At 66.8% G+C, this 22,973-nt stretch carries 25 protein-coding genes; 9 read left to right on the top strand and 16 right to left on the bottom strand.

Annotated elements, in window-relative coordinates; translation table 11 throughout:
• Position 1: 1 nt before the first annotated feature.
• Positions 2–295 (top strand): CC_3452 family protein, encoded by a 294-nt coding sequence (locus ACU5AP_RS13040; protein ID WP_128720154.1) that lies wholly within the window; start codon positions 2–4, stop codon positions 293–295.
• A gap of 76 nt (positions 296–371) precedes the next feature.
• On the opposite strand, the gene gltX is transcribed toward ACU5AP_RS13040, so the two are convergent.
• The 4 genes from gltX to ACU5AP_RS13020 form a co-directional block, all read right to left on the bottom strand.
• On the bottom strand, positions 372–1,706 hold the full coding sequence (gene gltX / locus ACU5AP_RS13035; protein WP_128720155.1) for a glutamate--tRNA ligase: 1,335 nt from the start codon (positions 1,704–1,706) through the stop codon (positions 372–374).
• A 191-nt stretch (positions 1,707–1,897) separates the two neighbouring features.
• Positions 1,898–2,266 (bottom strand): DUF4377 domain-containing protein, encoded by a 369-nt coding sequence (locus tag ACU5AP_RS13030; protein WP_252865534.1) that lies wholly within the window; start codon positions 2,264–2,266, stop codon positions 1,898–1,900.
• Positions 2,267–2,396: 130 nt separating this feature from the next.
• Entirely contained in the window at positions 2,397–2,831 is a 435-nt protein-coding gene (gene dksA, locus ACU5AP_RS13025) for an RNA polymerase-binding protein DksA (protein ID WP_076222624.1), read from the bottom strand.
• Between the two features lie 186 nt (positions 2,832–3,017).
• Positions 3,018–3,446, bottom strand: a complete 429-nt coding sequence (locus ACU5AP_RS13020; RefSeq protein WP_128720157.1) for a flagellar assembly protein FliX — start codon at positions 3,444–3,446, stop codon at positions 3,018–3,020.
• A 184-nt stretch (positions 3,447–3,630) separates the two neighbouring features.
• Between ACU5AP_RS13020 and ACU5AP_RS13015 the strand changes: the two genes are divergently transcribed.
• The 4 genes from ACU5AP_RS13015 (at position 3,631) to ACU5AP_RS13000 (ending at position 7,143) form a co-directional block, all read left to right on the top strand.
• Positions 3,631–4,749: a flagellar basal body P-ring protein FlgI gene (locus tag ACU5AP_RS13015; RefSeq protein WP_040345589.1), complete on the top strand. Its 1,119-nt coding sequence runs from the start codon at positions 3,631–3,633 to the stop codon at positions 4,747–4,749.
• An 80-nt stretch (positions 4,750–4,829) separates the two neighbouring features.
• A complete protein-coding gene (locus tag ACU5AP_RS13010; protein WP_232463989.1) occupies positions 4,830–5,057 on the top strand; it encodes a rod-binding protein in 228 nt (75 codons plus the stop codon).
• Positions 5,054–5,494: a hypothetical protein gene (locus tag ACU5AP_RS13005; RefSeq protein ID WP_003165245.1), complete on the top strand. Its 441-nt coding sequence runs from the start codon at positions 5,054–5,056 to the stop codon at positions 5,492–5,494. The genes ACU5AP_RS13010 and ACU5AP_RS13005 overlap by 4 nt, the downstream gene beginning before the upstream one ends.
• Before the next feature lie 47 nt (positions 5,495–5,541).
• Positions 5,542–7,143, top strand: a complete 1,602-nt coding sequence (locus tag ACU5AP_RS13000; RefSeq protein ID WP_040345591.1) for an EAL domain-containing protein — start codon at positions 5,542–5,544, stop codon at positions 7,141–7,143.
• On the opposite strand, the gene ACU5AP_RS12995 is transcribed toward ACU5AP_RS13000, so the two are convergent.
• Together ACU5AP_RS12995 and ACU5AP_RS12990 are read right to left on the bottom strand one after the other, a co-directional pair.
• Entirely contained in the window at positions 7,116–8,717 is a 1,602-nt protein-coding gene (locus ACU5AP_RS12995) for an ABC-F family ATP-binding cassette domain-containing protein (protein ID WP_446681332.1), read from the bottom strand. The two genes, ACU5AP_RS13000 and ACU5AP_RS12995, sit on opposite strands and share 28 nt — an antisense overlap.
• Complete coding sequence (locus tag ACU5AP_RS12990) at positions 8,683–8,820, bottom strand: hypothetical protein (RefSeq protein WP_003165247.1); 138 nt, start codon at positions 8,818–8,820, stop codon at positions 8,683–8,685. The genes ACU5AP_RS12995 and ACU5AP_RS12990 overlap by 35 nt, the downstream gene beginning before the upstream one ends.
• A 128-nt stretch (positions 8,821–8,948) precedes the next feature.
• Here ACU5AP_RS12990 and ACU5AP_RS12985 point away from each other — a divergent pair, with 128 nt between their 5' ends.
• Entirely contained in the window at positions 8,949–9,512 is a 564-nt protein-coding gene (locus ACU5AP_RS12985) for a group III truncated hemoglobin (RefSeq protein ID WP_446681331.1), read from the top strand.
• Positions 9,513–9,608: 96 nt separating this feature from the next.
• Positions 9,609–12,548 (top strand): excinuclease ABC subunit UvrA, encoded by a 2,940-nt coding sequence (gene uvrA, locus ACU5AP_RS12980; protein ID WP_128720159.1) that lies wholly within the window; start codon positions 9,609–9,611, stop codon positions 12,546–12,548.
• Positions 12,549–12,611: 63 nt separating this feature from the next.
• Here uvrA and ACU5AP_RS12975 read toward each other — a convergent pair whose 3' ends face one another.
• Together ACU5AP_RS12975 and ACU5AP_RS12970 are read right to left on the bottom strand one after the other, a co-directional pair.
• The gene (locus ACU5AP_RS12975; RefSeq protein ID WP_128720160.1) at positions 12,612–13,502 is read right to left on the bottom strand and encodes a hypothetical protein; all 891 of its coding nucleotides are present in this window, start codon (positions 13,500–13,502) and stop codon (positions 12,612–12,614) included.
• A gap of 20 nt (positions 13,503–13,522) precedes the next feature.
• Positions 13,523–14,461: a hypothetical protein gene (locus tag ACU5AP_RS12970; RefSeq protein WP_128720161.1), complete on the bottom strand. Its 939-nt coding sequence runs from the start codon at positions 14,459–14,461 to the stop codon at positions 13,523–13,525.
• A 103-nt stretch (positions 14,462–14,564) separates the two neighbouring features.
• On the opposite strand from ACU5AP_RS12970, the gene trmFO reads away from it, so the two are divergent.
• A complete protein-coding gene (gene trmFO, locus ACU5AP_RS12965; protein ID WP_128720162.1) occupies positions 14,565–15,971 on the top strand; it encodes a methylenetetrahydrofolate--tRNA-(uracil(54)-C(5))-methyltransferase (FADH(2)-oxidizing) TrmFO in 1,407 nt (468 codons plus the stop codon).
• Here the strand turns inward: trmFO and ACU5AP_RS12960 are convergent.
• A complete protein-coding gene (locus ACU5AP_RS12960; RefSeq protein WP_446681330.1) occupies positions 15,968–17,173 on the bottom strand; it encodes an MFS transporter in 1,206 nt (401 codons plus the stop codon). The two genes, trmFO and ACU5AP_RS12960, sit on opposite strands and share 4 nt — an antisense overlap.
• A gap of 64 nt (positions 17,174–17,237) precedes the next feature.
• Between ACU5AP_RS12960 and ACU5AP_RS12955 the strand changes: the two genes are divergently transcribed.
• Complete coding sequence (locus ACU5AP_RS12955) at positions 17,238–17,729, top strand: MarR family winged helix-turn-helix transcriptional regulator (protein WP_128720164.1); 492 nt, start codon at positions 17,238–17,240, stop codon at positions 17,727–17,729.
• Here ACU5AP_RS12955 and ACU5AP_RS12950 read toward each other — a convergent pair.
• From ACU5AP_RS12950 to ACU5AP_RS12920, 7 genes are all read right to left on the bottom strand, one after another.
• Positions 17,726–18,259: a rhodanese family protein gene (locus ACU5AP_RS12950; RefSeq protein ID WP_128720165.1), complete on the bottom strand. Its 534-nt coding sequence runs from the start codon at positions 18,257–18,259 to the stop codon at positions 17,726–17,728. The genes ACU5AP_RS12955 and ACU5AP_RS12950 overlap by 4 nt on opposite strands.
• Before the next feature lie 28 nt (positions 18,260–18,287).
• Positions 18,288–18,605 (bottom strand): ArsR/SmtB family transcription factor, encoded by a 318-nt coding sequence (locus ACU5AP_RS12945; RefSeq protein WP_003165255.1) that lies wholly within the window; start codon positions 18,603–18,605, stop codon positions 18,288–18,290.
• Positions 18,606–18,670: 65 nt separating this feature from the next.
• Positions 18,671–19,297, bottom strand: coding sequence for a squalene/phytoene synthase family protein (locus ACU5AP_RS12940; RefSeq protein ID WP_128720167.1), 627 nt, complete (start codon positions 19,295–19,297; stop codon positions 18,671–18,673).
• A gap of 106 nt (positions 19,298–19,403) precedes the next feature.
• Positions 19,404–20,396, bottom strand: coding sequence for a protein translocase subunit SecF (gene secF / locus ACU5AP_RS12935; protein WP_088409785.1), 993 nt, complete (start codon positions 20,394–20,396; stop codon positions 19,404–19,406).
• A complete protein-coding gene (gene secD, locus ACU5AP_RS12930; RefSeq protein WP_128720168.1) occupies positions 20,396–21,994 on the bottom strand; it encodes a protein translocase subunit SecD in 1,599 nt (532 codons plus the stop codon). The genes secF and secD overlap by 1 nt, the downstream gene beginning before the upstream one ends.
• A 48-nt stretch (positions 21,995–22,042) precedes the next feature.
• Complete coding sequence (gene yajC / locus ACU5AP_RS12925; protein WP_003165259.1) at positions 22,043–22,357, bottom strand: preprotein translocase subunit YajC; 315 nt, start codon at positions 22,355–22,357, stop codon at positions 22,043–22,045.
• Positions 22,358–22,504: 147 nt separating this feature from the next.
• On the bottom strand, positions 22,505–22,973 hold a 469-nt coding region (locus ACU5AP_RS12920), incomplete at its 5' end, for a murein hydrolase activator EnvC family protein (RefSeq protein WP_446681329.1).

Here is a 22,973-nt window from a genome sequence, read left to right as displayed (position 1 = left end):
CATGCGTGCTCTTCTCGCCGCCGTCGCCCTGTTCGCGGCCGCCCCTGCCCTCGCCCAGGCCCCGGCCACCAGCGCCACCCTGGCTGACGCCGCCAAGGCCCCGACCGGCCGTGTGATCGTCGACGGCGCCACCTGGCGCTGCGAAGGCGACGCCTGCACCGCCACCGGCGGCTCCAACCAGCCCGCGACGCGCGCGTGCCGCCGCGTGGTCGCCAAGCTGGGTCCGGTGACCAGCTTCTCCTACAAGGGCCAGGCCCTGAGCGCAGAAGAGATCGCCGCCTGCAACGCGGGCTGATCCAGCTTCAACCCTGAACGAAAAAAGGCCGCCTTCACGACGAAGGCGGCCTTTCTTGTATCCGTTGGACGGACCGTCAGGCGGTTTCGCCCTTCAGGCGCTCGATCATGCGTTCGCGCCCGATCAGCGGGATCATGGCCGCCATGTCCGGTCCATGCGCCTGGCCCGTCAGAATCAGACGGAGCGGCATGAACAGACCCTTGCCCTTGGCGCCGGTCTTGTCCTTCACCGCCGAGGTCCAGGCCGACCAGGCGTCGGCGTCGATGGTTTCGGGCAGCAGTTCCAGAGCAGCGGCGGCGAAGGCGGCGTCCTCGATCACCGGCGTCACCGGTCCCGTGACGACCTTCGCCATCTCAACAACATCGCCGAACTTGCTGAGGTTGCCCTTCACCGTGTTCCAGAAGGCCTCGCCCAGATCGACGCCCAGGGCTTCCAGGCGCGGCTTGGCGGCGGCGTAGTCGATGGCGTGCACCGCCTGGGCGTTCAGGCGATCCAGATCGGCCGTGTCATAGCGGGCGGGCGAACGCCCCATCTTGGAGAAGGCGAAGGCCTCGCCCAGTTCCTGCAGCGAAGCGGCGACCTCCAGATTGTCCGAAGTGCCGATCTTGCCCAGATGGCTGGTGATGGCGATCGGCTCATAGCCATCGGCGCGCATGTCCATGATGGCCAGCGAGCCCAGACGCTTGGACAGGGCCGTGCCGTCAGCGCCGACCAGCAGCGGCATGTGAGCGAATCCGGGAACCCTGGCCCCCAGCGCCTCGAAGATCTCGATCTGGGCGCCGGTGTTGGTGACGTGGTCCTCGCCTCGGATGATGTGGGTGATCTCCATGTCGATGTCGTCGACGACCGACGGCAGCGTATAGAGGAACAGGCCGTCCTCGCGGATAAGCACCGGGTCGGACATGGAGGCGGTGTCCACCTCGGCGTGACCACGCGCCAGGTCTTCCCAGGCGACGCGCTTGCCTTCCAGCTTGAAGCGCCAGTGCGGACGGCGGCCCTCGGCCTCTAGCGCGGCCTTTTCAGCATCTGTTAGCGACAAGGCGGCGCGGTCATAGATGGGCGGCAGGCCGCGCGACAGCTGCACCTTGCGGCGGCGGTCCAGTTCATCGGCCGTCTCATAGCAGGGGTAGAGGCGGCCATCGGCCTTCAAGCGGGCGGCGGCCTCTTCATAACGGTCGAACCGCTTGGACTGGTTGTAGCGCTCGTCCCAGGTCAGGCCGAGCCACTTCAGGTCGATCTCGATGTTGTCTTCCGACTCCTGCGTCGAACGGACCAGGTCAGTGTCGTCGATGCGCAGCACGAAGGCGCCGCCCTGCCCCTTGGCGAACAGCCAGTTCACCAGAGCCGTGCGGACATTGCCGACGTGCAGCTTACCCGTGGGAGACGGAGCGAAACGAACCTTGACGGACATGAGGATCCTGCGAGCCTGAAAGCGAAGGCGGCCGGGCGGCCCGCCGCGAACCATGATGATCCGGGCAGAGCGTCCAGTCTCTGAAAACGTCGAAAAGGCGTCGCACCTGTGCAGGCGCGACGCCGTTCCGATAAGGGTCTAGGTCGATCACGGCCCCCTCGAAGTCAAGAGAGGCGCGTGCGGAAACCTGATCAGGACTGAGCGGGCTTCTGGTCTAGGATTTCGATCAGCGACCAGCGGATCGAAGACGCGTCGGCCGGGGGATTGGCGACCGGCGTACCGCGAACGCGCAGGCGGTATTCCACGCCCGGCTTATGCTCGAAGCCTTCGTAACCGAAATAGTGCAGCTCCCAGGGCGCGCTCTCGGTCTCACGCACCTGCAGGCAGGTCGTCCGCGCCACGCCCGCCGTGCATGGGCGCACTTCAGAGGCCACGTAGACAACCTTCTCTACGACGCCGCCCAGGCCCGCAGGACGCGTGGGGTCGACAGCAGATGTCTGAGCGCAGGCCCCAAGCGCCAACAAAGCGACAGCCGGAAGAGAGGCGAACGTACGGGTCATGAAACATCCTTGCATAAATTAAGAGCAACGACGGCAGATCAACGCCGTCGCAGCGCCTATCGCAGCGCAAAATGGCTCAAGCTTGGAGCAAACCCGAACTTTTCGTCATTTGACGAAAGTTTGCATCGCTTCAGTCGTCGCGGTGGACCCGCTCACGACGTTCGTGCCGCTCCTGAGCCTCCACCGACAAGGTCGCCGTCGGGCGAGCCTCCAGACGACCCAGCCCGATCGGCTCGCCGGTATCCTCACAGTAGCCGTAGGTGCCGTCCTCGATCCGGCGCAGCGCATCATCGATCTTCGAGATCAGCTTGCGTTGCCGGTCGCGAGTCCGAAGCTCCAGCGCGCGATCGGATTCCGATGAGGCCCGATCCACCAAGTCAGGATGGTTCTCGGTCTCGGCTTTCAGATTGGTGACAGTGCCCTTCGACTCGCGAAGAATGTCGTCTTTCCAGGACAAAAGCTTGTTCTTGAAATAGGCGACCTGCCGTTCGTTCATGAACGGTTCGTCGTCGGTCGGCCGATAAACAGCCGTATCCCCGGACACTACAGAGGCCAATGCGGTCATCGCACTCACACTCGTTCTCTATCGCGCCCCCCTGCGGCGCATGGGCCGTATAGGCAAGCGCAAGAGTCGCGGCAATGGCGCTCGCGAGTCCGTGATATGGCTAAGCTGCGCTTCCGTAGAGGCAGTGTGACGAATTATCCTCACAAAGCCCCGGAAATCCGGGGTTCAGCCGAAGTTTCAACGCCTTCAGGAGCGCGATCGACTCATTTCCGCTTTCGCCAATTCTACCGAAGCGCGCAGATCGATCTGATCCAGCACAGCCTTCAGGCCCGGCTCAGCCTCTGCATCGCGCTCTTCGCGCAGGTCGCGGGCCAAACGCCCAAGGGCTGCCGCTCCGTCCTGACCGCCCAACAGCGCCAGCTTCAGCTCGTCCAGTCGATCCAGCAGGCCCGAGCCCCGGCGAATGGCGCGACGGCGGCGCTCCATCGGGTCTTCCACGCCCTGCAACGCCATCAGAGCAGCAGCGCTCGCGACGCCTGACGCGGATGAGGTCGCGCCGGCCTGAGCCGCAGAGACCGCGCCTCCGGTCGTCGGCAGGGCGAAACCGCCCGCGCCACGCGCAGCGGGTCGCGCAGCCGGCGTCGAAGCGGCGCCCAAGGGTCCAGTGACCTTCATGCAAGACGTCTCCTTCTACGTTTTGCACCCTGCACTCAGGGGCTGAAGCCTTGGTTAACAGCCCGGCAAAACCTGCCGTCAGGCGCCGGGTCGAAAATCGATCAATGTTGAATTTACTCGCATTTTTCTCCGGCACGATCCTCGCATGGTTAATGATGAACGCTCACGCAGGGACGTCTGTCGTATGCAGAAGTTGCTTACCGCCCTTATCGGCCCGGCCATCGCGGCCCTGGTTCTCGCCGCCCAGCCGGGCGTGGCTGAGGCCCAGTCGCGCATCAAGGACATCGTCTCCATCGAGGGCGTCCGCTCGAACCAGCTGGTCGGCTACGGCTTGGTGGTCGGCCTGAACGGCACCGGCGACAGCGTCCGCAACTCGCCCTTCACCCGCCAGTCGCTGGAGGGGATGATGGAGCGCCAGGGCGTCAACATCCGCGGCGCCAACCTGAACACCAAGAACGTGGCCGCCGTCATGGTCACGGCCGAGCTGCCGCCCTTCGCCACGCCCGGCTCACGGCTGGACGTCAGCGTTTCGGCCATGGGCGACGCCAAGAGCCTGCTGGGCGGCACGCTGCTGGTCACGGCTCTGCAGGGCGCTGACGGTGAAATCTACGCCGTGTCGCAAGGCTCGGTTCAGACCGGCGCCGTTTCGGCCTCGGGCGGCTCCGGCTCCTCGATCACCCGCGGCGTTCCCACGGCGGGCCGCATCGCCTCGGGCGGCGTGGTCGAGCGCGAGACCGGATTCGACCTCGGCTCCATGCCGGTGGTGCGCCTGAACCTGCGCAATCCGGATTTCACCACGGCCCAGCGCATCGCCGCCGCCATCAACCAGACCTACCCCCAGACCGCCTTCGCCGAGAACGGCACCGTGGTCGCCATCCGCGCGCCCCAGAACTTCGGCATGGCCGGCTTCCTCAGCCGGGTCGAGAACCTGCCGGTCCAGATCGATTCCCCAGCCAAGGTCATTATCGACGAGGTCAACGGCGTCATCGTCATGGGCGAGGCCGTGCGCATCTCCACCGTCGCCGTCGCGCAGGGCAATCTGACCGTCTCGGTGCAGGAGACGCCCCTGGTCAGCCAGCCCGAGCCCTTCAGCCGCGGCGGCCAGACGGTGGTCGTGCCCCAGTCTGACATCAGCATTTCCGAAGAGACCGGCCGTCAGATGCGGATCGTGGGCGGCTCGACCTCCTTGTCCACCCTGGTCAACGGCCTGAACGCCCTGGGCGTCAGCCCGCGCGACATGATCAGCATCCTGCAGGCCATCAAGGCCGCCGGCGCCCTTCAAGCCGAAATCGAGGTGATCTGATGAGCCCCCTCGCCGTCTCCCCCGATCTGTTGCGCGCCAACCTTCCAGCCGACGCATCTCCTTCAAAGGATCGCGAAGCCATGCGCCGCACGGCCGAAGCCTTCGAGGCCAGCTTCCTGTCGCAGATGATGAAGCCCATGTTCGAGGGCCTGAGCACCGAGGCGCCCTTCGGCGGCGGCGCGGGCGAAGCCGCCTGGCGCGGCTTCCTGGTCGACGCCATGGCCCAGCAGACGGTGAAGGCGGGCGGCGTCGGCCTGGCCGACAGCGTTCTGGCCCAGATGATCAAGATGCAGGAGCAAGGCGCATGACCGCCGACGTCGAAACCGCCGCCCTGCGCGTGCAGCATCTGACGCGCCTGACCCGCGATCTGACCGAGCGACTGTCGTTGGAAATGGAGGCTCTGCGCGCCCATCGCGCTCAGGATCTGAGCGAGGGCATGGCCCAGACGCAGGAGATGGCCAACCTCTATCGTCGCGAGTCGGCGCAGGTGAAAGCCAATCCCGCCGCCATCGCCATCGCCCCGGAGGCTGACCGCCGCGCCCTGATCGAGGCGACCGAGGCCTTTGAAACGGTGCTGGCTGAACACGCCGTCACCGTGGAAGCGGCGCGCCAGGTTTCCGAAGGTCTGGTCCGCACCATCGCGGCCGAGGTGGCGGGCGCCCGCGCGCAGGGCGTGGGCTACGGCGCTTCGGGCCAGGCCATGCAGGGCGACGGGCGGGCCGTAGCCTTGAATCGCACCGCCTGACCCCAGCCGTCGCTATTCCTTAACAGCCTGCGTCTTATGGCTTCGGCATGAACCTGACCCCGCGCCTCCTGGGCCTGGCCTTCGCCGCCGCCGACGCCCTGATCGAAGTCGATCAGCACGGCGTGGTGCGTTTCGCCCTAGGTTCCGGCGCCGTCGCGGGCCAGCAGACGGCCGCCTGGGTCGGCCATCCCCTCAGCGATCGCCTGTCGATCAACAGCGCAACCGTTCTTCAGAACCTGCTGGCAGAGCTGCGTCCAGGCCAGCGCAGCCCGGCTGCCGAAGTCCTGGTCGACTGCGGCGACGGCCGCATGCGTCGGGCCACCCTGCGCGCCTTCGCCCTGCCTGACATCGCCCCGGCGCAATCCTGCGCCCTGTCCTATGAAGGCGAGCCCTTCGTCGTCGAGGACGCGCCCCTGCCCGCCGGCGCCCCGACCAGAGACGCCGAGGGCTTCCTCAATCATGCCCGCGTCAGTCTGGCCGGCGGCGAGGCCGGCGCCCTGCAGCGGTTGGCGCTGGCCTTCATCGACGTGAACGGCCTGCAGGGCGTCGATCCCGCCACGCTGGAACGCGTCCACAGCCGCATCGGCGCATGTCTGAACGCCGCCTCGCACGACGGCGCCAGCGCGGGTCAGCTGACGTCTGATCGCTACGCCCTGATCCGCAACCTGGACGATACGCGCGACCTTGCGGCGGAAATGCAGAAGGCCGGTCAGGCCGAGGGTCTGGCCCTGTCCGCCGTCGCGACGCAGAGCACTCTGGGCGGCGACGCGGCTTCGGCCCTGCGCGCCATGCGGTTCGCCATCGAGGGTTGCCTGAAGGAAGGCGGGCTGGATCAGCCCGAACTGTCCTTCGCAGATTCCCTGCAACGCACGCTGAAGGACGCCGACCGTTTTCGCAGCATCGTGCGCGACCGCGAGTTCGCCCTCTATTATCAGCCCATCGTCGACCTGAAGACGCGGGCCGTGCACCATTTCGAAGCCCTGGCCCGCTTCGGCAAGGGATCCGGCCCAGCCGCCGCCATCCGCATGGCCGAGGAACTGGCCCTGATCGACGGCTTCGACCTGGCCGTGGCGGAGAAGGCGGTGCGCCGCCTGCGCGAGCCGGGCGGCGGCCTGCTGAAGATCGCCGTCAACGTCTCGGGCGCGTCCCTGGCGAACGACGCCTATGTCGCCGCCCTGTTGAAGATGACCGCCTCGGCGCCCGACGACCGACGTCGCCTGATGGTCGAGGTGACGGAGACCGCCGCCCTAGCCGACCTGGCCGCCGCCGACCGGCGCCTGGGCGCTCTGCGCAACGCCGGGATCAAGGTCTGCATCGACGATTTCGGCGCAGGTTCGGCCTCATTCGACTATCTGCGCGGCCTGTCGGTGGATGCGGTGAAGATCGACGGCGCCCTGGTGCGCGATATCGACATCGACGCCCGCACCCGCACCCTGGTCGCCCATCTGGTCGAGCTGTGCGGCTCGCTGGAGCTGGAGACCATCGCCGAGATGATCGAGACGGATCAGGTCGCCGACGCCCTGCACGATCTGGGCGTCACCCATGGCCAGGGCTGGCTGTTCGGTCGGGCCGAGGCCGAGCCGCGCACTACACTGAACACCCCCGCGATCCGCGGCCGCCGTCAGGGCGTGGTCGAGGGCTGGAGCTGACCGTTCTTCAGCACGATCGTCCGTTTGACGCCCAGATTTTCCAGAAAATCAGCGTCGTGGCTGACCACGACCAAGGCGCCGTCATAGCCTGACAGGGCAGCCTCGACCGCCTCGACGGAATCGATATCCAGGTGGTTGGTGGGTTCGTCCAGCACCAGCAGCTGCGGCGGCTCCGCGCCCGTCATGATGCAAGCCAGCGCCGCGCGCAGACGCTCTCCGCCCGACAGTTCGCCTACACGTCGGTCCGCCTGCACATTGCGGAACAGAAAGCGCGCCAGAGCCGCCCGCGCGGCGTTCGGCGAGCCCTGCGGGTTCAACCTCAGCCAGGCGTCCACCAGGGTTTCGTCGGACTTCAGCATGGCCGCCTGTTGATCCAGCAGAGCCGCGCGGACCGGCCGCTCGACCGTCCCCGACGAAGGCTCTGACAAGCCGGCTATCAGTTTCAGGAGCGTCGTCTTGCCCGCCCCGTTGGGCCCGATCACAGCGACACGCTCAGGCCCGGTCAGACGCAGCGAAAGCGGCCCCAGCAAGCGGGGTCCGTCATTGGCCGTCGAGACCGCATCACTCAGGTTCAGCACCGTGCGCCCGCCAGGCAGGCCCGTCGACGGCATGGCCAGGGCCATCTGGCGTACGCGTTCGACACGCTCGCGCGCCTCGGCCAATTCCGCCTCGACCGCCTGACGCTTGCGCTCGGCCAGGCGCTGGCCGCGCGCGCCGCTCTCCTCGGCCCGCTGGGCCTGAGCGTCGAGCAGTATCTTCGGATCAGAGCTGTTGGCGCGCGCCGATTTGCCCGCGCGGTCGCGCCGAGCCTGACGCTCCTGCGCCGCCTGATTTTCGCGCTGCACGCGGCCGATGGCGCGCTCGGCCTGCTCCAGATCGCGTTCGGCGGCGGCCCGTTCGGCGTCGCGGCGCTCGACATACAGATCCCAACCGCCGCCATGCACCCGCGCGCCCAGACTGGACAGCTCCACGATGCGATCCACGCGGCGCAGAAGGGCGCGGTCGTGGCTGACCAACACCACCCCGCCCGGCCATCCGGCCACAACATCGGCGATCATGGCGCGGGCCTCGGCGTCCAGATGGTTGGTCGGTTCGTCCAGCACCAGCAGGTCCGGCGCGGCCAGCTTCAGGCCCGCCAGCCGCAGCCGCGTCTGTTCGCCGCCGCTCAAGTCCGCCGTGCGCCGATCCAGCGCCAGATCGGCCAGACCGACCTCGGCCAGAGCCGCCTGCATCCGCTCCTCCAGCGTCCAGTCCGCCTCGGCCATGTCATCCAGCGAGCCATCCCCCGCCAGCACGCGATGCAGGACGGCCAGAGGCTCGGCCACGCCCAGCGTATCCGCCACAGTCTCGTCATCAGCCGGAGTCTGGGCCTGCGCCAGCCAGCCGACCGTTCCAGGACGCGCGACCGCGCCCTCGGCAGGCTCAGCCAGACCGGCGACAAGGCGCAGCAGCGTGGTCTTGCCCACGCCGTTGCGGCCCACGACGGCCGTGCGTTCTCGCCCGAAGGCGAGCGTCAGATTGTCGAAGAGGCCTCTACCGTCAGGCGTGCGGGCCGCGACGCTGTTGAGCGTCACGAGCGCGGATGCGGACCGGTTTGGGCTTGGGTTGAGCGAGGACATAGGCGAACACGAGCAGCGGCACGGAAAGGGCGAAACCGATTTCCAGGGTGCTGATCATGATCGTCGCGCCTCCTCACTGATGCGTTGGCTGAGTGAAGGATGGGGACGGACGTTTCGTAGCGCAACCCCCAATTTGCGGCGCAGCTTTCGCAATGCAGCGACGGGACGCCTTGGACAATCGGCGTCATGGCCTTCCGCGACGCCGCTTCCTATCTTGCTGATATGAGCACGCCCGACCGCCCCGTCGCCTTCCGCATCGACCGTCCCGCGCCGGACCGAGCCGAAGCCGCCGCCCGTCGCGAAGCCGCCGTCGCCCGCATCCGCGCCGAAACGGGCATCGACGAGACCATGATCGACGCCTTGGTCGAAGGCTTCTACGCCAAGGTGCGCGAGGATGATTTCATCGGCCCGATCTTCGCCGCCCGCATCGACGACTGGGGCCCGCATCTGGAGCAGATGAAGCTGTTCTGGTCGTCTGTCGCCCTGTCGACCGGCGTCTATCAGGGGAGGCCCATGCCCAAACACCTGCCCCTGCCGATCGACGCGCGTCATTTCGATCACTGGCTAGGCTTGTTCGAGGCGACCGCCCGCGAACTATGCCCGCCCCTCGCCGCCGAACATTTCATCGTCCGCGCCCGCCGCATCGCCGAAAGCCTCGAACTGGGCGTCGCCAACGCCCACGGCGTCCTGGTCGGCCCCGGCGAACGCTATCGCCGCCCAGAAACGCCGTGGGCGCCTGAAGCAGACTAAAAGTTCTCATATTGTTCTTGCTGTTTCCGGCGAATTGATCCCCATATAGCGTCGTCGCCCCGGACCGTTCCGGGGTCTTCCGCGTTCCCGGATTCCATGACCGAAAAGCACAACTTCATCCGCGTTCGCGGCGCCCGCGAGCACAACCTCAAGGGCGTCGATCTCGACATTCCGCGCGAGCAGCTGGTGGTCATGACCGGCCTGTCCGGGTCGGGCAAATCCTCGCTGGCGTTCGACACCATCTACGCCGAGGGCCAGCGCCGCTACGTCGAGAGCCTGTCGGCCTATGCGCGCCAGTTCCTGGAACTGATGGGCAAGCCGGACGTGGACCTGATCGAGGGCCTATCGCCGGCCATCTCCATCGAACAGAAGACGACATCGAAGAACCCGCGCTCGACCGTCGGCACCGTCACCGAGATCCACGACTACATGCGCCTGTTGTGGGCGCGCGTGGGCGTGCCCTATTCGCCCGCCACCGGCCTGCCGATCGAAAGCCAGACCGTCAGCCAGATGGTCGACAAGCTGACCGCCCTGCCCGACGGCGAGCGTATCCTGCTGCTGGCGCCGGTCGTTCGCGGCCGCAAGGGCGAGTACAAGAAGGAAATGGCCGAGTGGCAGCGTCAGGGCTTCCAGCGGCTGAAGATCGACGGTGAATTCTACGCCATCGAGGACGCTCCCGCGCTCGACAAAAAGTTCAAGCACGACATCGATATCGTCGTCGATCGCATTGTAACCAAAGAAGGCCTTGAAGGCCGCTACGCCGACAGCATCCAGACCGCACTCGGTCTGGCTGAGGGCATAGCCACGGCGGAATGGGCTAGCGCGCCTGAAGGCGAAGAGCCGCGCCGGATCGTCTTTTCCGAGAAGTTCGCCTGCCCCGTCTCAGGCTTCACCATCAGCGAGATCGAGCCCAGGCTGTTCTCGTTCAACAACCCCTTCGGCGCCTGTCCGGCCTGTGACGGCCTGGGGGTCAAGCTGGCCTTCGACGCCGACCTGGTGATCCCCGACCGCGACAAGACCCTGCACAAGGGCGCGGTGGCGCCGTGGGCGCGCGGCCCGTCGCCCCTCTATACCCAGACGCTGCAATCGCTGGCGCTGCACTACGGCTTCTCGATGGACAAGGCGTGGCGCGACCTGCCGGAAAAGGCGCAGAGCGTCATTCTGCGCGGCTCGGGCGGCGAGAAGATCAAGTTCGTCTATGACGACAACGCCCGCAAATACGAGGTCTCCAAGCCATTCGAGGGCGTGCTGCCGAACCTGGAGCGCCGCTGGCGCGAGACCGACAGCGCCTGGGTGCGCGAGGAACTGGGCCGCTATCAGTCCGAAACCCCGTGCGAGGTCTGCGGCGGCAAGCGCCTGAAACCCGAGGCTCTGGCGGTCAAGGTCGGGGGCGAGGACATCGCCGACATCTCCAATCTGTCCATCTCCAAGGCCTACCTGTGGTTCTCAACCCTGGAAGAAGGCCTGACCGAAAAGCAGATCGAGATCGCCCGACGCATCCTGAAGGAGATCACCGACCGGCTGCGTTTCCTGAACAACGTCGGGCTGGACTATCTGAACCTGTCGCGTTCGTCCGGCACCCTGTCGGGCGGCGAGAGCCAGCGCATCCGTCTGGCCTCGCAGATCGGCTCGGGCCTGACCGGCGTCCTCTATGTGCTGGACGAGCCGTCCATCGGCCTGCACCAGCGCGACAACACCCGTCTGCTGGACAGCCTGAAAGGGCTGCGCGACCTCGGCAATTCGGTGCTGGTGGTCGAACACGACGAAGAGGCGATCCTGACGGCCGACTACGTCATCGACATGGGCCCGGCCGCCGGCGTCCACGGCGGCACGGTCTGCGCCGAAGGCACGCCCGCTCAGGTCATGGCCAATCCCAACTCCCTGACCGGCCAGTACCTGACCGGCGCGCGAGAGATCGAGCTGCCGCCCGAAGGCCGCCGCCCCATCGACCGCAAGCGGATGCTGAAAGTCTCGGGCGCCACGGGCAACAACCTCAAGAACGTCACGGGCGAGATCCCGGTCGGCGTCTTCACCTGCATCACCGGCGTCTCTGGCGGCGGGAAGTCGACCTTCACCATCGAGACGCTCTACAAGGCCGCCGCACGGCGCCTGAACAATGCGTCCGACGCCCCCGCCCCTTTCGACCGGATCGAGGGGCTGGAGCATTTCGACAAGGTCATCGACATCGACCAGTCGCCCATCGGCCGCACTCCGCGCTCGAACCCCGCCACCTACACCGGCGCCTTTGGACCCATCCGCGACTGGTATGCGGGCCTGCCCGAGGCCAAGGCGCGCGGCTACGGCCCCGGCCGCTTCAGCTTCAACGTCAAGGGCGGCCGCTGCGAGGCCTGCCAGGGCGACGGCGTCATCAAGATCGAGATGCACTTCCTGCCCGACGTCTACGTCACCTGCGACGTCTGCAAGGGCAAGCGCTACAACCGCGAAACGCTGGAAATCGTCTTCAAAGGCAAGAGCATATCCGACGTTCTGGACATGACGGTTGAAGAGGCGGCGCGCTTCTTCACCGCCGTGCCCTCGATCCGCGACAAGATGCTGACGCTGGAGCGCGTGGGTCTGGGCTACGTCAAGGTCGGCCAGCCCGCCACCACCCTGTCCGGCGGCGAGGCCCAGCGCGTCAAGCTCTCGAAGGAGCTGTCCAAACGCGCCACCGGCAAGACGCTCTACATTCTGGACGAGCCGACGACCGGCTTGCACTTCGAGGACACGCGCAAGCTGCTGGAGGTGCTTCAGGAGCTGGTCGAGAACGGCAACACCATCGTGGTGATCGAGCACAACCTCGACGTCATCAAGGTGGCCGACCACCTGCTGGACTTCGGCCCCGAAGGCGGCGACGGCGGGGGCGAGATCGTCGCCGTCGGCACGCCGGAACAGGTCGCGGCGAACCCCGCCAGTTGGACCGGCCGCTACCTCAAGGAGGTGCTGGACAGGCACGAGGAACGCCGCAAGGGCCGCATCGCCGCCCTGACCGCCGAACCCGCGCCCGCCAAGCGCGCCAAAGCCCGCAAGAGCGCCTGACCCAAAAAGAACGCCGCGCCCCTATCGGAGCGCGGCGTTTTCATTTCCGCCGACGCCGTCGGATCAGACGCGCGGCACGCCCTTGATGCCCAGATAGGCGGCCGAGAACGGCGCATAGATGATGGCCGCCTGGGCCGCCGACAGCAGGGCGTTGACCACGCCCCACACCAGCAGCGCCGGCCAGAACTTCACGAGCAGCGTGGCGATATTGGTCATCTCCGCCCCCGCCAGGCTCTCCAGACCGCCGAAGATCAGGTTCAGCGGCGCGATGACGATGGAGCCCAAAAGCCCCACCAGCATCGACATGACGCCTGCCAGCACCGCCATGCCGAGCAGCGGCCAGAAGCGGCCCCTGGTCATGGCCCAGCTTTCCTTGATGGCGATCTTCTGCTCCGCAAAGGTCATCGGCGCGACCAGGCTGAGGCGCACGGCCAGCCAGACGGCGACCGCCGCGCCCCCGAGCCCCGCCAGCACCGCCGGCAGGATCAGGAAGGGCGCGCCCATGCTGGCCGCTAGCCCCACGAAAATGCTGACCAACGCCGTTCCTCCCATCACGACACCGAACATCAACAGCGCCACAAGCAGCGTAGCCCCCAGGATACGCAACTCATCGCGGCCCAGGCGCAGATAGCCGAACCGCTTTTCCTCAGGCCGGATGACGGAACGCGCCACCGCCGCCGTCAGCACGGCGCTGAACAGAAGCGACAGCGGCAGGGCCAGCCCCATCATGGCGCCATAGGCCTGCCCCAGGCTGGTCAGGTCGCTCATCGACGGTTCGGCGCTCTGCTCGATCTGCTCGGCCAGGTTGATGATGTTGATCAGGCTGCCGCCCGCCACCGCGAAGAAGACCGCGAAGAAGACAATATAGGCCGCGGCCCAGGCCAGAAGGGCCATCGGCGCCCGACGGGCCAGACGGAAGCCCTCAAAGGCGGATTCGGTGGCGTTGAAACTCATGCTGGCTCCTCGATTCTCGCTCAGCTTAACGCAGCTGCGCCGGTTTCGTCCTGTTTCTGCGTCGCCAGCATCTGGCGACAGGCCGAAGCGCCGGGCGCGATCCAAATGGCGACGATGACGCCGTAATAAGCCGCAATGGCGATAAAGGCCGCAACGCCCGCCACTGCGACAACGAGCGGGTTGAAGGCCGGAAGCTCGCTCGACGCGCTCTGGGCCCAGGCCGCCAGTTGAGGCCAGAAGGGAATGCTGACGCCCAGGGCGATCAGTCCCGCCACGATCAGAAACAGCACATGGACCAAAAACGTGACGGCAAGCGTCGCGACGAAAAGGCCCAACAGCATCCCGACGCGGCCCTTCGTCATCTTCCACCCAGCCACGAAGGCGAAATCCTGAGACGCGATGCTGAGCGGCATGATCATGGAAGTCCGCAACCCCGCCCAGACGATGCCGACGATTCCCGCCAGCCCCACCGCCACGCCCAGCACCACAGCCGCTGTTTCGGACACCATCCAGAAGGCCGCCCCAAAGGCGAAGGCCAGTAGAAGGACGACCAGCATCACGCCATAGCAGCCCGCCATGACGGCCAGGCCGGCCACGGCCACCCTCGCCTCATCCATGCCGACTCGAAGATCGAAAAAGCGACCCGGCGCGCGCTCGGGCCACAGCACCGCGCGGCAGATGGCGGCTATGATCAGTACGTAACCGATCAGTTGCACCACATTGATCAGCATGGACCAGGCCTGCATCCGCATCATGGCTGCGAGCGCCTGCGGGCTGGGGTCTGCATCCTCGGCGATCGCTTCGGGACCGATCGTCATGAACAGGTCGATCATGACAATGACGGACAACAGGACGGGCAAGGCCAGGATGACGCCCCAGGCCAGTACATCGCCAGGGCGACGCCGGATCAGGTGAAAACCGTCCGACAGCGCCACATCAATCTGGAATCCATGGGTCATGAACAGCCTCCGTCGCCGCTTATAAGGACCAACGCCGCCCTCCGACAGCCTTGACCGCACGCCGCTGCATGACAGGCGACGTCCACGAGGCTATTAGGCCGCCATGTCGAACGCGTCTTCCACTCCCCGCCCCATCCACGTCATCGGCGGAGGCCTCGCCGGATCCGAAGCGACCTGGCAGATCGCCCAGGCGGGCGTGCCCGTCATCCTGCACGAAATGCGCCGGGACGAGCCGGAGCAGGTGCGGACCGACGCCCACCACACCACGGGCCTGGCCGAGCTGGTCTGCTCCAACTCCTTCCGGTCGGACGATTGGGAGTACAACGCCGTCGGCCTGTTGCACGCCGAGATGCGGGCGCTGGACAGCCTGATCATGGCGTCCGGCGACGCCAATCAGGTGCCTGCGGGCGGCGCCCTGGCGGTTGACCGCATCGGCTTTTCGGATGCTGTCACGGCCAAGCTGGAAGCCCATCCCCTCGTGACCATCGTGCGAGAAGAGATCGCGGGCATTCCACCGGAAGACTGGGACAACGTCATCGTCGCCACCGGCCCGCTGACCTCGCCCGCCCTGGCCGACGCCATCCTGAAGGCCACGGGCGAGGAATCGCTCAGCTTCTTCGACGCCATCGCGCCGATCCTGCATGCCGACAGCATCGACTTCGACGTCGCCTGGCGCCAGTCGCGCTATGACAAGGAAGGCCCCGGCGGCGACAAGGCGGCCTACGTCAACTGCCCGATGGACAAGGCCCAGTACGAAGCCTTCATCGACGCCCTGCTGGACGGCCCCAAGGCCGACTTCAAGGAGTGGGAAAACGTCCCCTATTTTGACGGCTGCCTGCCGATCGAGGTCATGGCCGAGCGCGGCCGCGAGACCCTGCGCCACGGCCCGATGAAGCCGGTCGGCCTGACCAATCAACACAACCCGACGGTCAAACCCTACGCCATCGTCCAACTGCGTCAGGACAATGCGCTGGGCACCCTGTTCAACATGGTCGGCTTCCAGACCAAGCTGAAGTACGGCGCCCAGACCGACGTCTTCCGCATGATTCCTGGTCTGGAGAACGCCCAGTTCGCGCGTCTGGGGGGCCTGCACCGCAACACCTTCCTGAACAGCCCCAAGCTGCTGGACAAGCAGATGCGGCTGAAGGCCCTTCCGCGCCTGCGTTTCGCCGGCCAGGTGACAGGGGTCGAGGGCTATGTCGAGAGCGCGGCCATGGGCCTGCTGACCGGCCGTCTGGCCGCCGCCCAGGCGCTGGGCCGCGATCTGACGCCGCCGCCGCCGGAAACGGCCATGGGCGCCCTGGTCGAACACATCACCGGCGGCCACCTTGAAGGCTCCAAGTTCCAACCGATGAACATCAACTACGGCCTGCTGCCGCCGCTGGAGGCGCCCAAGGTCGATGAGGACGGCAAGCGCATTCACCCCAAGGAACGCGGCCGCGCCAAGAAACGCCTGCAGAGCATCCGCGCGCTGGACGCCCTGAAAGCCTGGCGGGACGCGGCGGCTTAACGCAGCTTCGCGCCGCCGGGCCTGAAGGTCAGGGTCATCAGGGCCATGGCGACGAGCCCCAGCCCCATCAGCATCCAAGCCTGGCTGAGGTCCGACAGGCGGTCGCGCAGCAGCCCGGCCGCCAGCGGCGACAGGCTGGCGATGATGTAGCCTCCGCCCTGGACGAAGGCGAGCAGATCGCCCGATCGCACCGGGTCGTCGATCTGGTCCATGGCCAGGATCAGGGTCAGCGGAAACACCGCCCCGATACCCAGCCCCAGCAGCAGCATGACCGGAACCGCCAGGCTGACCGGCGTCAGCACCAGTCCGGCCAGCCCAACCAGCGCCAGAGCCACCGCCATCAGCATCGGCCCGCGCCGGTCAGGAAAACGGGCGATGAACAGAGACACCAGCACGCCGGCCAACACCTCAGCGCCCGTCATGCCGCTGAGCAGAAAGCCCGCCGTCGCGCGCGTCTGCCCCATGTCGACGTAATAGGGCGGCAACCAGGCCAGCACGAGCGTATAGGCCGAAGTGCCCAGCCCCAGGATCGGGACCAACGCCCAGGCGCTCGGCTGCTTCCAGAACGGAACCTCGGAGTGGGTTCCTTCGGCTATGGCCGCGCGGTTCGGTTCTTCAGCCGCCGGGGCGCGCGAGGCGACGATCCAGACAACGGCCGCCAGAAAGGCCGGGACCGCCCACAACGCCAGGGCTCCAGCCCAGCCGACCGCCTCGGCCAGTCCCGCCGCCGTCGCCGCCGCCACGGCGGCGCCGCCCATGATGCCGGTCGTATAGACGCCCATGACCGTGCCGAAACGCATCGGAAAGGCCCGTTTGACGACCACGGGCGCCAGGGCCTGAATCAGGGCCACCCCGACGCCGACCACCACGGCGCTGGCGATCAGGCCAGCTGTCCCGTCAAAGACCGCACGCGCCAGGCAGGCCAAGCCGATCAGGACGGCGCCCAACAGGACGCCCTTGCGCTCGCCCAGCCGTCGCCGCAGCGGACGGATCGACAAGGCGCCGACGCCGATCATCGCCACCGGCAAGGTGGTCAGCAGGCTGGCTGTGGTCGAACCCATGCCGGTCGCCGCTTCGATCAGATCCAGCAGAGGCCCGACCGCCGCCATCGCCGGGCGCAGATTCAGCGCCAGGGCGAAGATGGCCGCGATCAACAGCAGACCCGCGCCGCGCGAAGGTTGCGGGGCGTTCGACTGATCCATCCGAGGTGACTCCGGCTGCGGAAGACGATAATGTCTCGCCATCAATTATCTTGATGTCAAGACAATGACCGATCGCGCTTCCCGCGCCGCCGCCCAATGGGCGGTCGCGCGCCCCGACCTCGACCTGCTGGCCATGGAGACGCTGGGGCGTCTGCACGAGGCCTCCATTCTGGTGACGCGTGAGCGGCAGGCGCCGCTCTACGCTCGCCACGGGCTTCAGCATGGCGAATTCGATGTTCTGGCCACCCTGCGGCGCGCGCCTTCGCCGGACGGCCTGACGCCGACGGCGCTTTATGAGGCGACGATGATGTCGTCGGGCGGCATGACGGCGCGGCTGGACCGGCTGCAGAAGTCAGGTCTGATCGAGCGCATGCCCCACCCCAGCGACCGCCGCGCCTCCCTGGTCAGGCTGACAGCCAAGGGATTCGACCTAATCGACATGCTCATGCCGCTGCACATGGCCGAAAGCCAGGCCATGCTGGCCGATCTGTCGCGCGACGAGCAGGCCGCGTTGAGCGCCCTGCTCGCCCGGTTGATCGGCGCGCTGGAGCCTTAGGCTCGCTTCATCCGGCGGTTCCAGGGCATCACCGCCAACAAGCGCGCCATGCCGCAGAAGCCGGTCGCGCCCGCCACGAACAGGCCCGCGCCGACGAAGGCGCTGATCCCCCAGAAACCGGGGTGGACCATGACGCCCAGCGTCCCGCCCAACAGGATCAGGCCGCCCGCCGCCATCTGCACCTGACGCATCAGCTCCAGCGGCTGCTTGCGGTCGGCGACGACCGGCAGGCCCGCCTTCTTCCATCCATCCAGGCCGCCTGCCAGCACGTGGGCCGGACCATCGATCCGAGCAGCCAGCCGGTCACAGTTCCCGGCCGTGCGGTTGCCGCTGCGGCACATGAAGATCACGTCGCCGCCGGGCTTGAGGCCCAGATCGGCGCTTTCAAAAGCCGACAGGGGCGCGGCGACGGCGCCGGCAATATGTTCGCGCGCGTGCTCGTCCGGCTCACGAACATCGATCAGAACGGCCTGACCGGCCTTCAGACGGGCGGCGACATCGGCGGGCGTCAGAGAGATCAGCGTATTCATCGTTTTTTCCTTAGGAGAGAGGCGGCGCTCAACGCGCCTCGGGCGGGCAGAAAATCTCGGCCAACACCCCGATCACCTTCAGGGCGGCGGGATCGGCTATGCGGTAAAAGACGGCGGTGCCGCTCTTGCGCGTGCTGACCAGACCATCTTCGCGCAGACGCGCCAGATGCTGCGACAGAGCCGATTGCGACAGACCGACCTGCAGATCGGACACCTGCCGTTCGCCCTCGCCGATCTGGCACAGGATCATCAGCCGATGTTCGTTTGACAGGGCCTTCAGCAGGCGGGACGCATCGCCCGCGCTGGCTTGAAAGCGCTCCAATCCCATACGTTCGAGATCAACCATGGCGCTGATATATGCCATGCATCTAAATTAGCAATAACTAATATATTGAGATCTAGCGCAATGCGTCAGACACGCCCGCGCAAGACGGCCCAGAACAGGCGCAACCGCTTGAAGGGTTCAGGTTCATCCGCGCGCATCAACGCCGCGGCGGCCACGGCAGGGAAAGCTGCGGCGGGCAACGCCCTGAGCACTTGGTTGGCCTCAGCACGCGCGGCTTGGGCCTCATCCGTTCGTCCGGTCTGGGCTAGGCCTCGCAGCCGTCCGGCGACGGTTGCCGGCGCCTCATGCCCCTCGCCTGCCAGAATACGCACCGCCGCCTGCATGGGGCCGACATAGAAGGCGTCCAGATCATGTGGTTCGCCATGCACGCGGCCGATATGCGCCTCGATCAGAGCGTCGAACGGCGCCCGCTCCAGGCCATGACGCGTCACCGCCGCCGTCAGGGCCTCCAGCACCGGATGGCCTACGCGGGGCGTGTCGGTGAAGACGCCCTCCATCTGCTCGCCCCACCAGGCGTAGCGCATCTCGGCCAGCAGCGGCTGGGTCACGCGCGTCGGAATGGCCAACAGTTCCGCCTCGAAGGCGTAGAGGGCGATCAGATCGGCGCGCGCCTGTTCATCCGCGACGAAGCGGCTGGCCAGCCAGCGGTCGAAGTCGGCGGCGCGAACCTGAGCATCAAGATCAACAGTCATGGCGACAGGCCCTTCGACCATTGACGCGCCCGCATCAAGCCCCAGAACGCACACGGCCCGCCTCCCTTGCGGAAGACGGGCCGTGGTTCAGTTTCCGGCGACGCCCTTACGGACGGCTGGCCATGCCCAGCTTGACCGGAGTCGTATCGGCCTTGCCGCCGCCGCTGCGATCCACGCCCCACAGCAGGATGATCGGCGCGCCCACATAGATGGACGAGAAGGTGCCGATCACGACGCCGAAGGCCAGGGTGATCGAGAAGCCGCGCAGGGCCTCGCCGCCGAAGACGGCCAGGACGATCAGCACGATCACGGTCGTCAGGCCGGTGATGATGGTTCGCGACAGGGTCTCGTTGATCGACAGGTCGATCACCTCGCGCAGAGGCATGACCTTGTACTTGCGCAGGTTCTCCCGCAGGCGGTCGAACACGACGACGGTGTCGTTCATCGAATAGCCGATGACCGTCAGCAGGGCCGCGACCAGGTTCAGGCTGAACTCCATCCGCAAGGCGACGATCAGGCCGAAGGTCAACGCCACGTCGTGCAGCAGGCCCGCCACGGCGCCGATGCCGAACTGCCAGGGGAAGCGGAAGGCGATGTAGAGGAACATCAGCACCACGGCCACCAGCAGGGCCATCACCCCATTGCCCAGCAGTTCGCCCGAAACCTTGGAGCCCACGACGCTGACGCCCGAATAGGCGACGTCGCCGACCGCTTCGCTGATCGCGCCCTCGACCTTCTGAACGACGGCCGTCTGGTCTTCGTTATCGGGCACCTGGAAGCGGACGATGGCGGTCGAACCGTCGTCCAGGTTGTTGTCGCGTCGCGCAATGCCCTGCACCTGGACATCGCCCAGATCCAGGCCGCTGACGGCGCCGCGAAGCTTGTCCAGCTCCAGCGTCTGACCTGCGGGCTTGGCGACTTCCATCGAGGCGCCGCCCCGGAAGTCGATGCCCAGGTTCAGGCCGGGATAGAAGCAGCCGATGATCGCCGCCACCGTCAGGATCGCCGACAGCACGGCGAAGCCCTTGGCGTATTTGACGAACTGGAAGTTCGTCTTGTGCGGCAGCAGTTTGATAAGAGGCCAACCCTTCATCGACATCACTCCGCGATCGGCAGTTTCTTCGGCTTGGCGATCTTGAGCCAATAGCCGAGCAGGACTTGGGCCGTCAGCACCGAAGAGAAGACGGAGGTGAAGACGCCGATGGTCAGGGTCCAGGCGAAGCCGCGCACGGGACCGGCGCCGAACATGAACATGATCAACGCGGCCACCAGGGTGGTCAGGTTGGCGTCGATGATGGTGCCCATGGCGCGGTTGAAGCCCGCGTCCATCGAGGCCACCACGGAACGTCCTTGACGCGCCTCGTCGCGCATCCGTTCATAGATCAGCACGTTGGCGTCAACGGCCACGGCGAAGGTCAGGATCAGACCGGCGATCCCCGGCAGCGTCAGCGTGGCCTGGGTCAGCGACATGGCCGCGACGATCAGGATTCCGTTCAGGATCAGGCCGATCACCGAAATGCCGCCGAACAGGAAGCCGTAGGCCAGGATCATGAAGATCACGATGACCGCGAAGCCCAGGGCGGTCGACAACGCGCCCGCAGCCACGGCGTCGGCGCCCAGCTCGGCGGTGACGACGCGACGTTCCTCGACTTTCAGCGGCGCCGGAAGGGCGCCGCCGTTCAGCAGATTCACCAACTCAGACGCCGAAGCGATGGTGAAGTTGCCGGTGATCTGACCTCGCCCGCCGGTGATCGGCGACTGGATGGTCGGGGCCGAAATGACCTTGCCGTCCAGGATGATGGCGAAGGGCTTGCCGAGGTTCTGGGCCGTCGCCTCGCCGAAACGACGCGAGCCCTGGCTGTCGAACTGGAAGTCGATGGCCGGGCGGTTGTTCTGATCGGCGCCGACGCCGGCGCGGGTCAGGTTCTCGCCCGAGACCAGGATGCGGCGCTTGACCAGATAGGGAGTGCCAAGATCGTCGACCAACAATTCTGCGTCGGGCGGCACGCGACCGGCCAGGGCGTCGTTCAGCCCCGTCGGCGAGGTGTCGACCATCTGGAAGGTCAGTTGAGCCGTACGACCCACCAGACGCTCCAGCTCCGCCGGATCGCTCTGGCCCGGCGCCTGGATGACGATGCGGTCCGCACCCTGGCGGGTGATGGCAATTTCCTTGGTCCCCGAGCTGTCCAGACGACGGCGCACGACTTCAATCGATTGATCGACGGCGGTCGCGCCCATGCTGGCCAGAGCCGCGTCGGTGAAGGCGTAGCGGATACGGCCGCCGCCCAGCTTGGTCGCCACGCGGTCCGGCTGACCGGTCGGGCCGACGCCCTGCTGGGCCATGGTGCGTAGGGTGTTGAAGGCCGTGTCATAGGCCGCGCCCTCGGCGACAGTCACGACGACGCCGCCTGCTTCGCGCTGCATGCCCATGATGTTGACCTGGTCTTCCCGCAGGGAAACCCGAACGTCTTCCATCAGGTTGGAGATGCGCTTGGTGCGCATCTCGGGCACATCGACCTCGAGCAGGAGGTAGGAGCCCCCCTGAAGGTCCAGGCCCAGGTTCAGGCCGTTGCTGGGCAGCCAGCTCGGCAGAGCTTCGCGCTGCGCCGGCGACAGCACGCTCGGATAGGCCAGGAACAACCCGAGGACGAGCGACAGCGCGACCAGGGTGATTTTCCAGCGTGAAAGCTGAATCATGTCTCGGTTCTCTTCAGGGCCGGCGCGCGCCGCGCCGAGGCGAGGCTATCAGCCCTTGTCGTTGGCCGCGATGGCGGTGCGGTTGCGGACTTCAGCGATCATCGCCTTGACCACGCGGACGTTCACGCCCTGCGAGATCTCGACCATGGCCTCGGCGTCCTCGACGCGGGTGACCTTGCCGACCATGCCGTTGGACAGGACGACTTCGTCGCCGCGCTTGACGCCGGCGATCAGAGCCTGATGCGCCTTCATCCGCTTTTGCTGCGGGCGGATCATCAGGAAGTAGAACAGGATGAAGATCGCGACGATCGGCGCGATCTGGATGACAAGGGCCATCAGGCCGCCGTCTTGGGTTGCAGTCATTGGAAACTCCCCGACGCGGGCCGCGCCTTCATCGGGGGCCCTTCGAAAAACAAGGCGCGGAACCTAGGGCGCGCCGGGCCGATTTGCAACGCGACGCAATGACAAGAGCATCCAGGCGTCGCCGCCCGGACACGCCTTTTCACGCAATCAGCGCGGAAGGACCGTCAGCGGGTCCAGAGCGACCGGATCATCGCCGCGCATCTGACGCACTTCATAGTGGATCGATGGACGTCCATCGCCCGCCGTCAGACCCACCGTGCCGATGGCTTGACCGGCCCGAACCTGCGCCCCGTCGCGCACCGTGGCCGAGCCCAGATGCCCATAAACCGTGCGCCATCCGTCGCGGTGGACGATCAGGACCGTCAGCCCCTGCCCCACGATATCGTCGCCGACGTAGGCCACCGTGCCGTCAGCCGAGGCCTTGACCTCGGTGCCGGCCGAAGCGCCGATGTTGATGCCGTTGTTGCGCTCGCCCATGCCCACCGGGCCGAAACGGCGCAGAATATCCCCCCGCACCGGCCATTGCAGGGCCAGCGGTTGACCGACCGCCGTCGACGGCGGGCGCGACGGCGCAGCCGCGACAGGCGGCGCGGCGGGCGTGCGCGACGGCGGCGGC

Source organism: Brevundimonas sp. RM1 (genome assembly GCF_052907225.1).
Note: the sequence above shows the minus strand (reverse complement) of the source record. Positions and strands in the feature narration are given on the sequence as shown.

Coding starts and splice junctions, on each gene's coding strand:
- gltX (WP_128720155.1), bottom strand. CDS start 1,706: ATGTCCGTCAAGGTTCGTTTCGCTCCGTCTCCCACGGGTAAGCTGCAC.
- ACU5AP_RS12950 (WP_128720165.1), bottom strand. CDS start 18,259: ATGAATACGCTGATCTCTCTGACGCCCGCCGATGTCGCCGCCCGTCTG.
- ACU5AP_RS12970 (WP_128720161.1), bottom strand. CDS start 14,461: ATGACCCATGGATTCCAGATTGATGTGGCGCTGTCGGACGGTTTTCAC.
- ACU5AP_RS12990 (WP_003165247.1), bottom strand. CDS start 8,820: ATGATCAGCACCCTGGAAATCGGTTTCGCCCTTTCCGTGCCGCTGCTC.
- ACU5AP_RS12985 (WP_446681331.1), top strand. CDS start 8,949: ATGGCCTTCCGCGACGCCGCTTCCTATCTTGCTGATATGAGCACGCCC.
- secF (WP_088409785.1), bottom strand. CDS start 20,396: ATGTCGATGAAGGGTTGGCCTCTTATCAAACTGCTGCCGCACAAGACG.
- trmFO (WP_128720162.1), top strand. CDS start 14,565: ATGTCGAACGCGTCTTCCACTCCCCGCCCCATCCACGTCATCGGCGGA.
- secD (WP_128720168.1), bottom strand. CDS start 21,994: ATGATTCAGCTTTCACGCTGGAAAATCACCCTGGTCGCGCTGTCGCTC.
- uvrA (WP_128720159.1), top strand. CDS start 9,609: ATGACCGAAAAGCACAACTTCATCCGCGTTCGCGGCGCCCGCGAGCAC.
- ACU5AP_RS12975 (WP_128720160.1), bottom strand. CDS start 13,502: ATGAGTTTCAACGCCACCGAATCCGCCTTTGAGGGCTTCCGTCTGGCC.
- ACU5AP_RS13020 (WP_128720157.1), bottom strand. CDS start 3,446: ATGAAGGTCACTGGACCCTTGGGCGCCGCTTCGACGCCGGCTGCGCGA.
- ACU5AP_RS13000 (WP_040345591.1), top strand. CDS start 5,542: ATGAACCTGACCCCGCGCCTCCTGGGCCTGGCCTTCGCCGCCGCCGAC.
- dksA (WP_076222624.1), bottom strand. CDS start 2,831: ATGACCGCATTGGCCTCTGTAGTGTCCGGGGATACGGCTGTTTATCGG.
- ACU5AP_RS13005 (WP_003165245.1), top strand. CDS start 5,054: ATGACCGCCGACGTCGAAACCGCCGCCCTGCGCGTGCAGCATCTGACG.
- ACU5AP_RS12940 (WP_128720167.1), bottom strand. CDS start 19,297: ATGACTGTTGATCTTGATGCTCAGGTTCGCGCCGCCGACTTCGACCGC.
- ACU5AP_RS13030 (WP_252865534.1), bottom strand. CDS start 2,266: ATGACCCGTACGTTCGCCTCTCTTCCGGCTGTCGCTTTGTTGGCGCTT.
- ACU5AP_RS12955 (WP_128720164.1), top strand. CDS start 17,238: ATGACCGATCGCGCTTCCCGCGCCGCCGCCCAATGGGCGGTCGCGCGC.
- ACU5AP_RS12960 (WP_446681330.1), bottom strand. CDS start 17,173: ATGGATCAGTCGAACGCCCCGCAACCTTCGCGCGGCGCGGGTCTGCTG.
- ACU5AP_RS13010 (WP_232463989.1), top strand. CDS start 4,830: ATGCGCCGCACGGCCGAAGCCTTCGAGGCCAGCTTCCTGTCGCAGATG.
- ACU5AP_RS13040 (WP_128720154.1), top strand. CDS start 2: ATGCGTGCTCTTCTCGCCGCCGTCGCCCTGTTCGCGGCCGCCCCTGCC.
- ACU5AP_RS12945 (WP_003165255.1), bottom strand. CDS start 18,605: ATGGTTGATCTCGAACGTATGGGATTGGAGCGCTTTCAAGCCAGCGCG.
- yajC (WP_003165259.1), bottom strand. CDS start 22,357: ATGACTGCAACCCAAGACGGCGGCCTGATGGCCCTTGTCATCCAGATC.
- ACU5AP_RS13015 (WP_040345589.1), top strand. CDS start 3,631: ATGCAGAAGTTGCTTACCGCCCTTATCGGCCCGGCCATCGCGGCCCTG.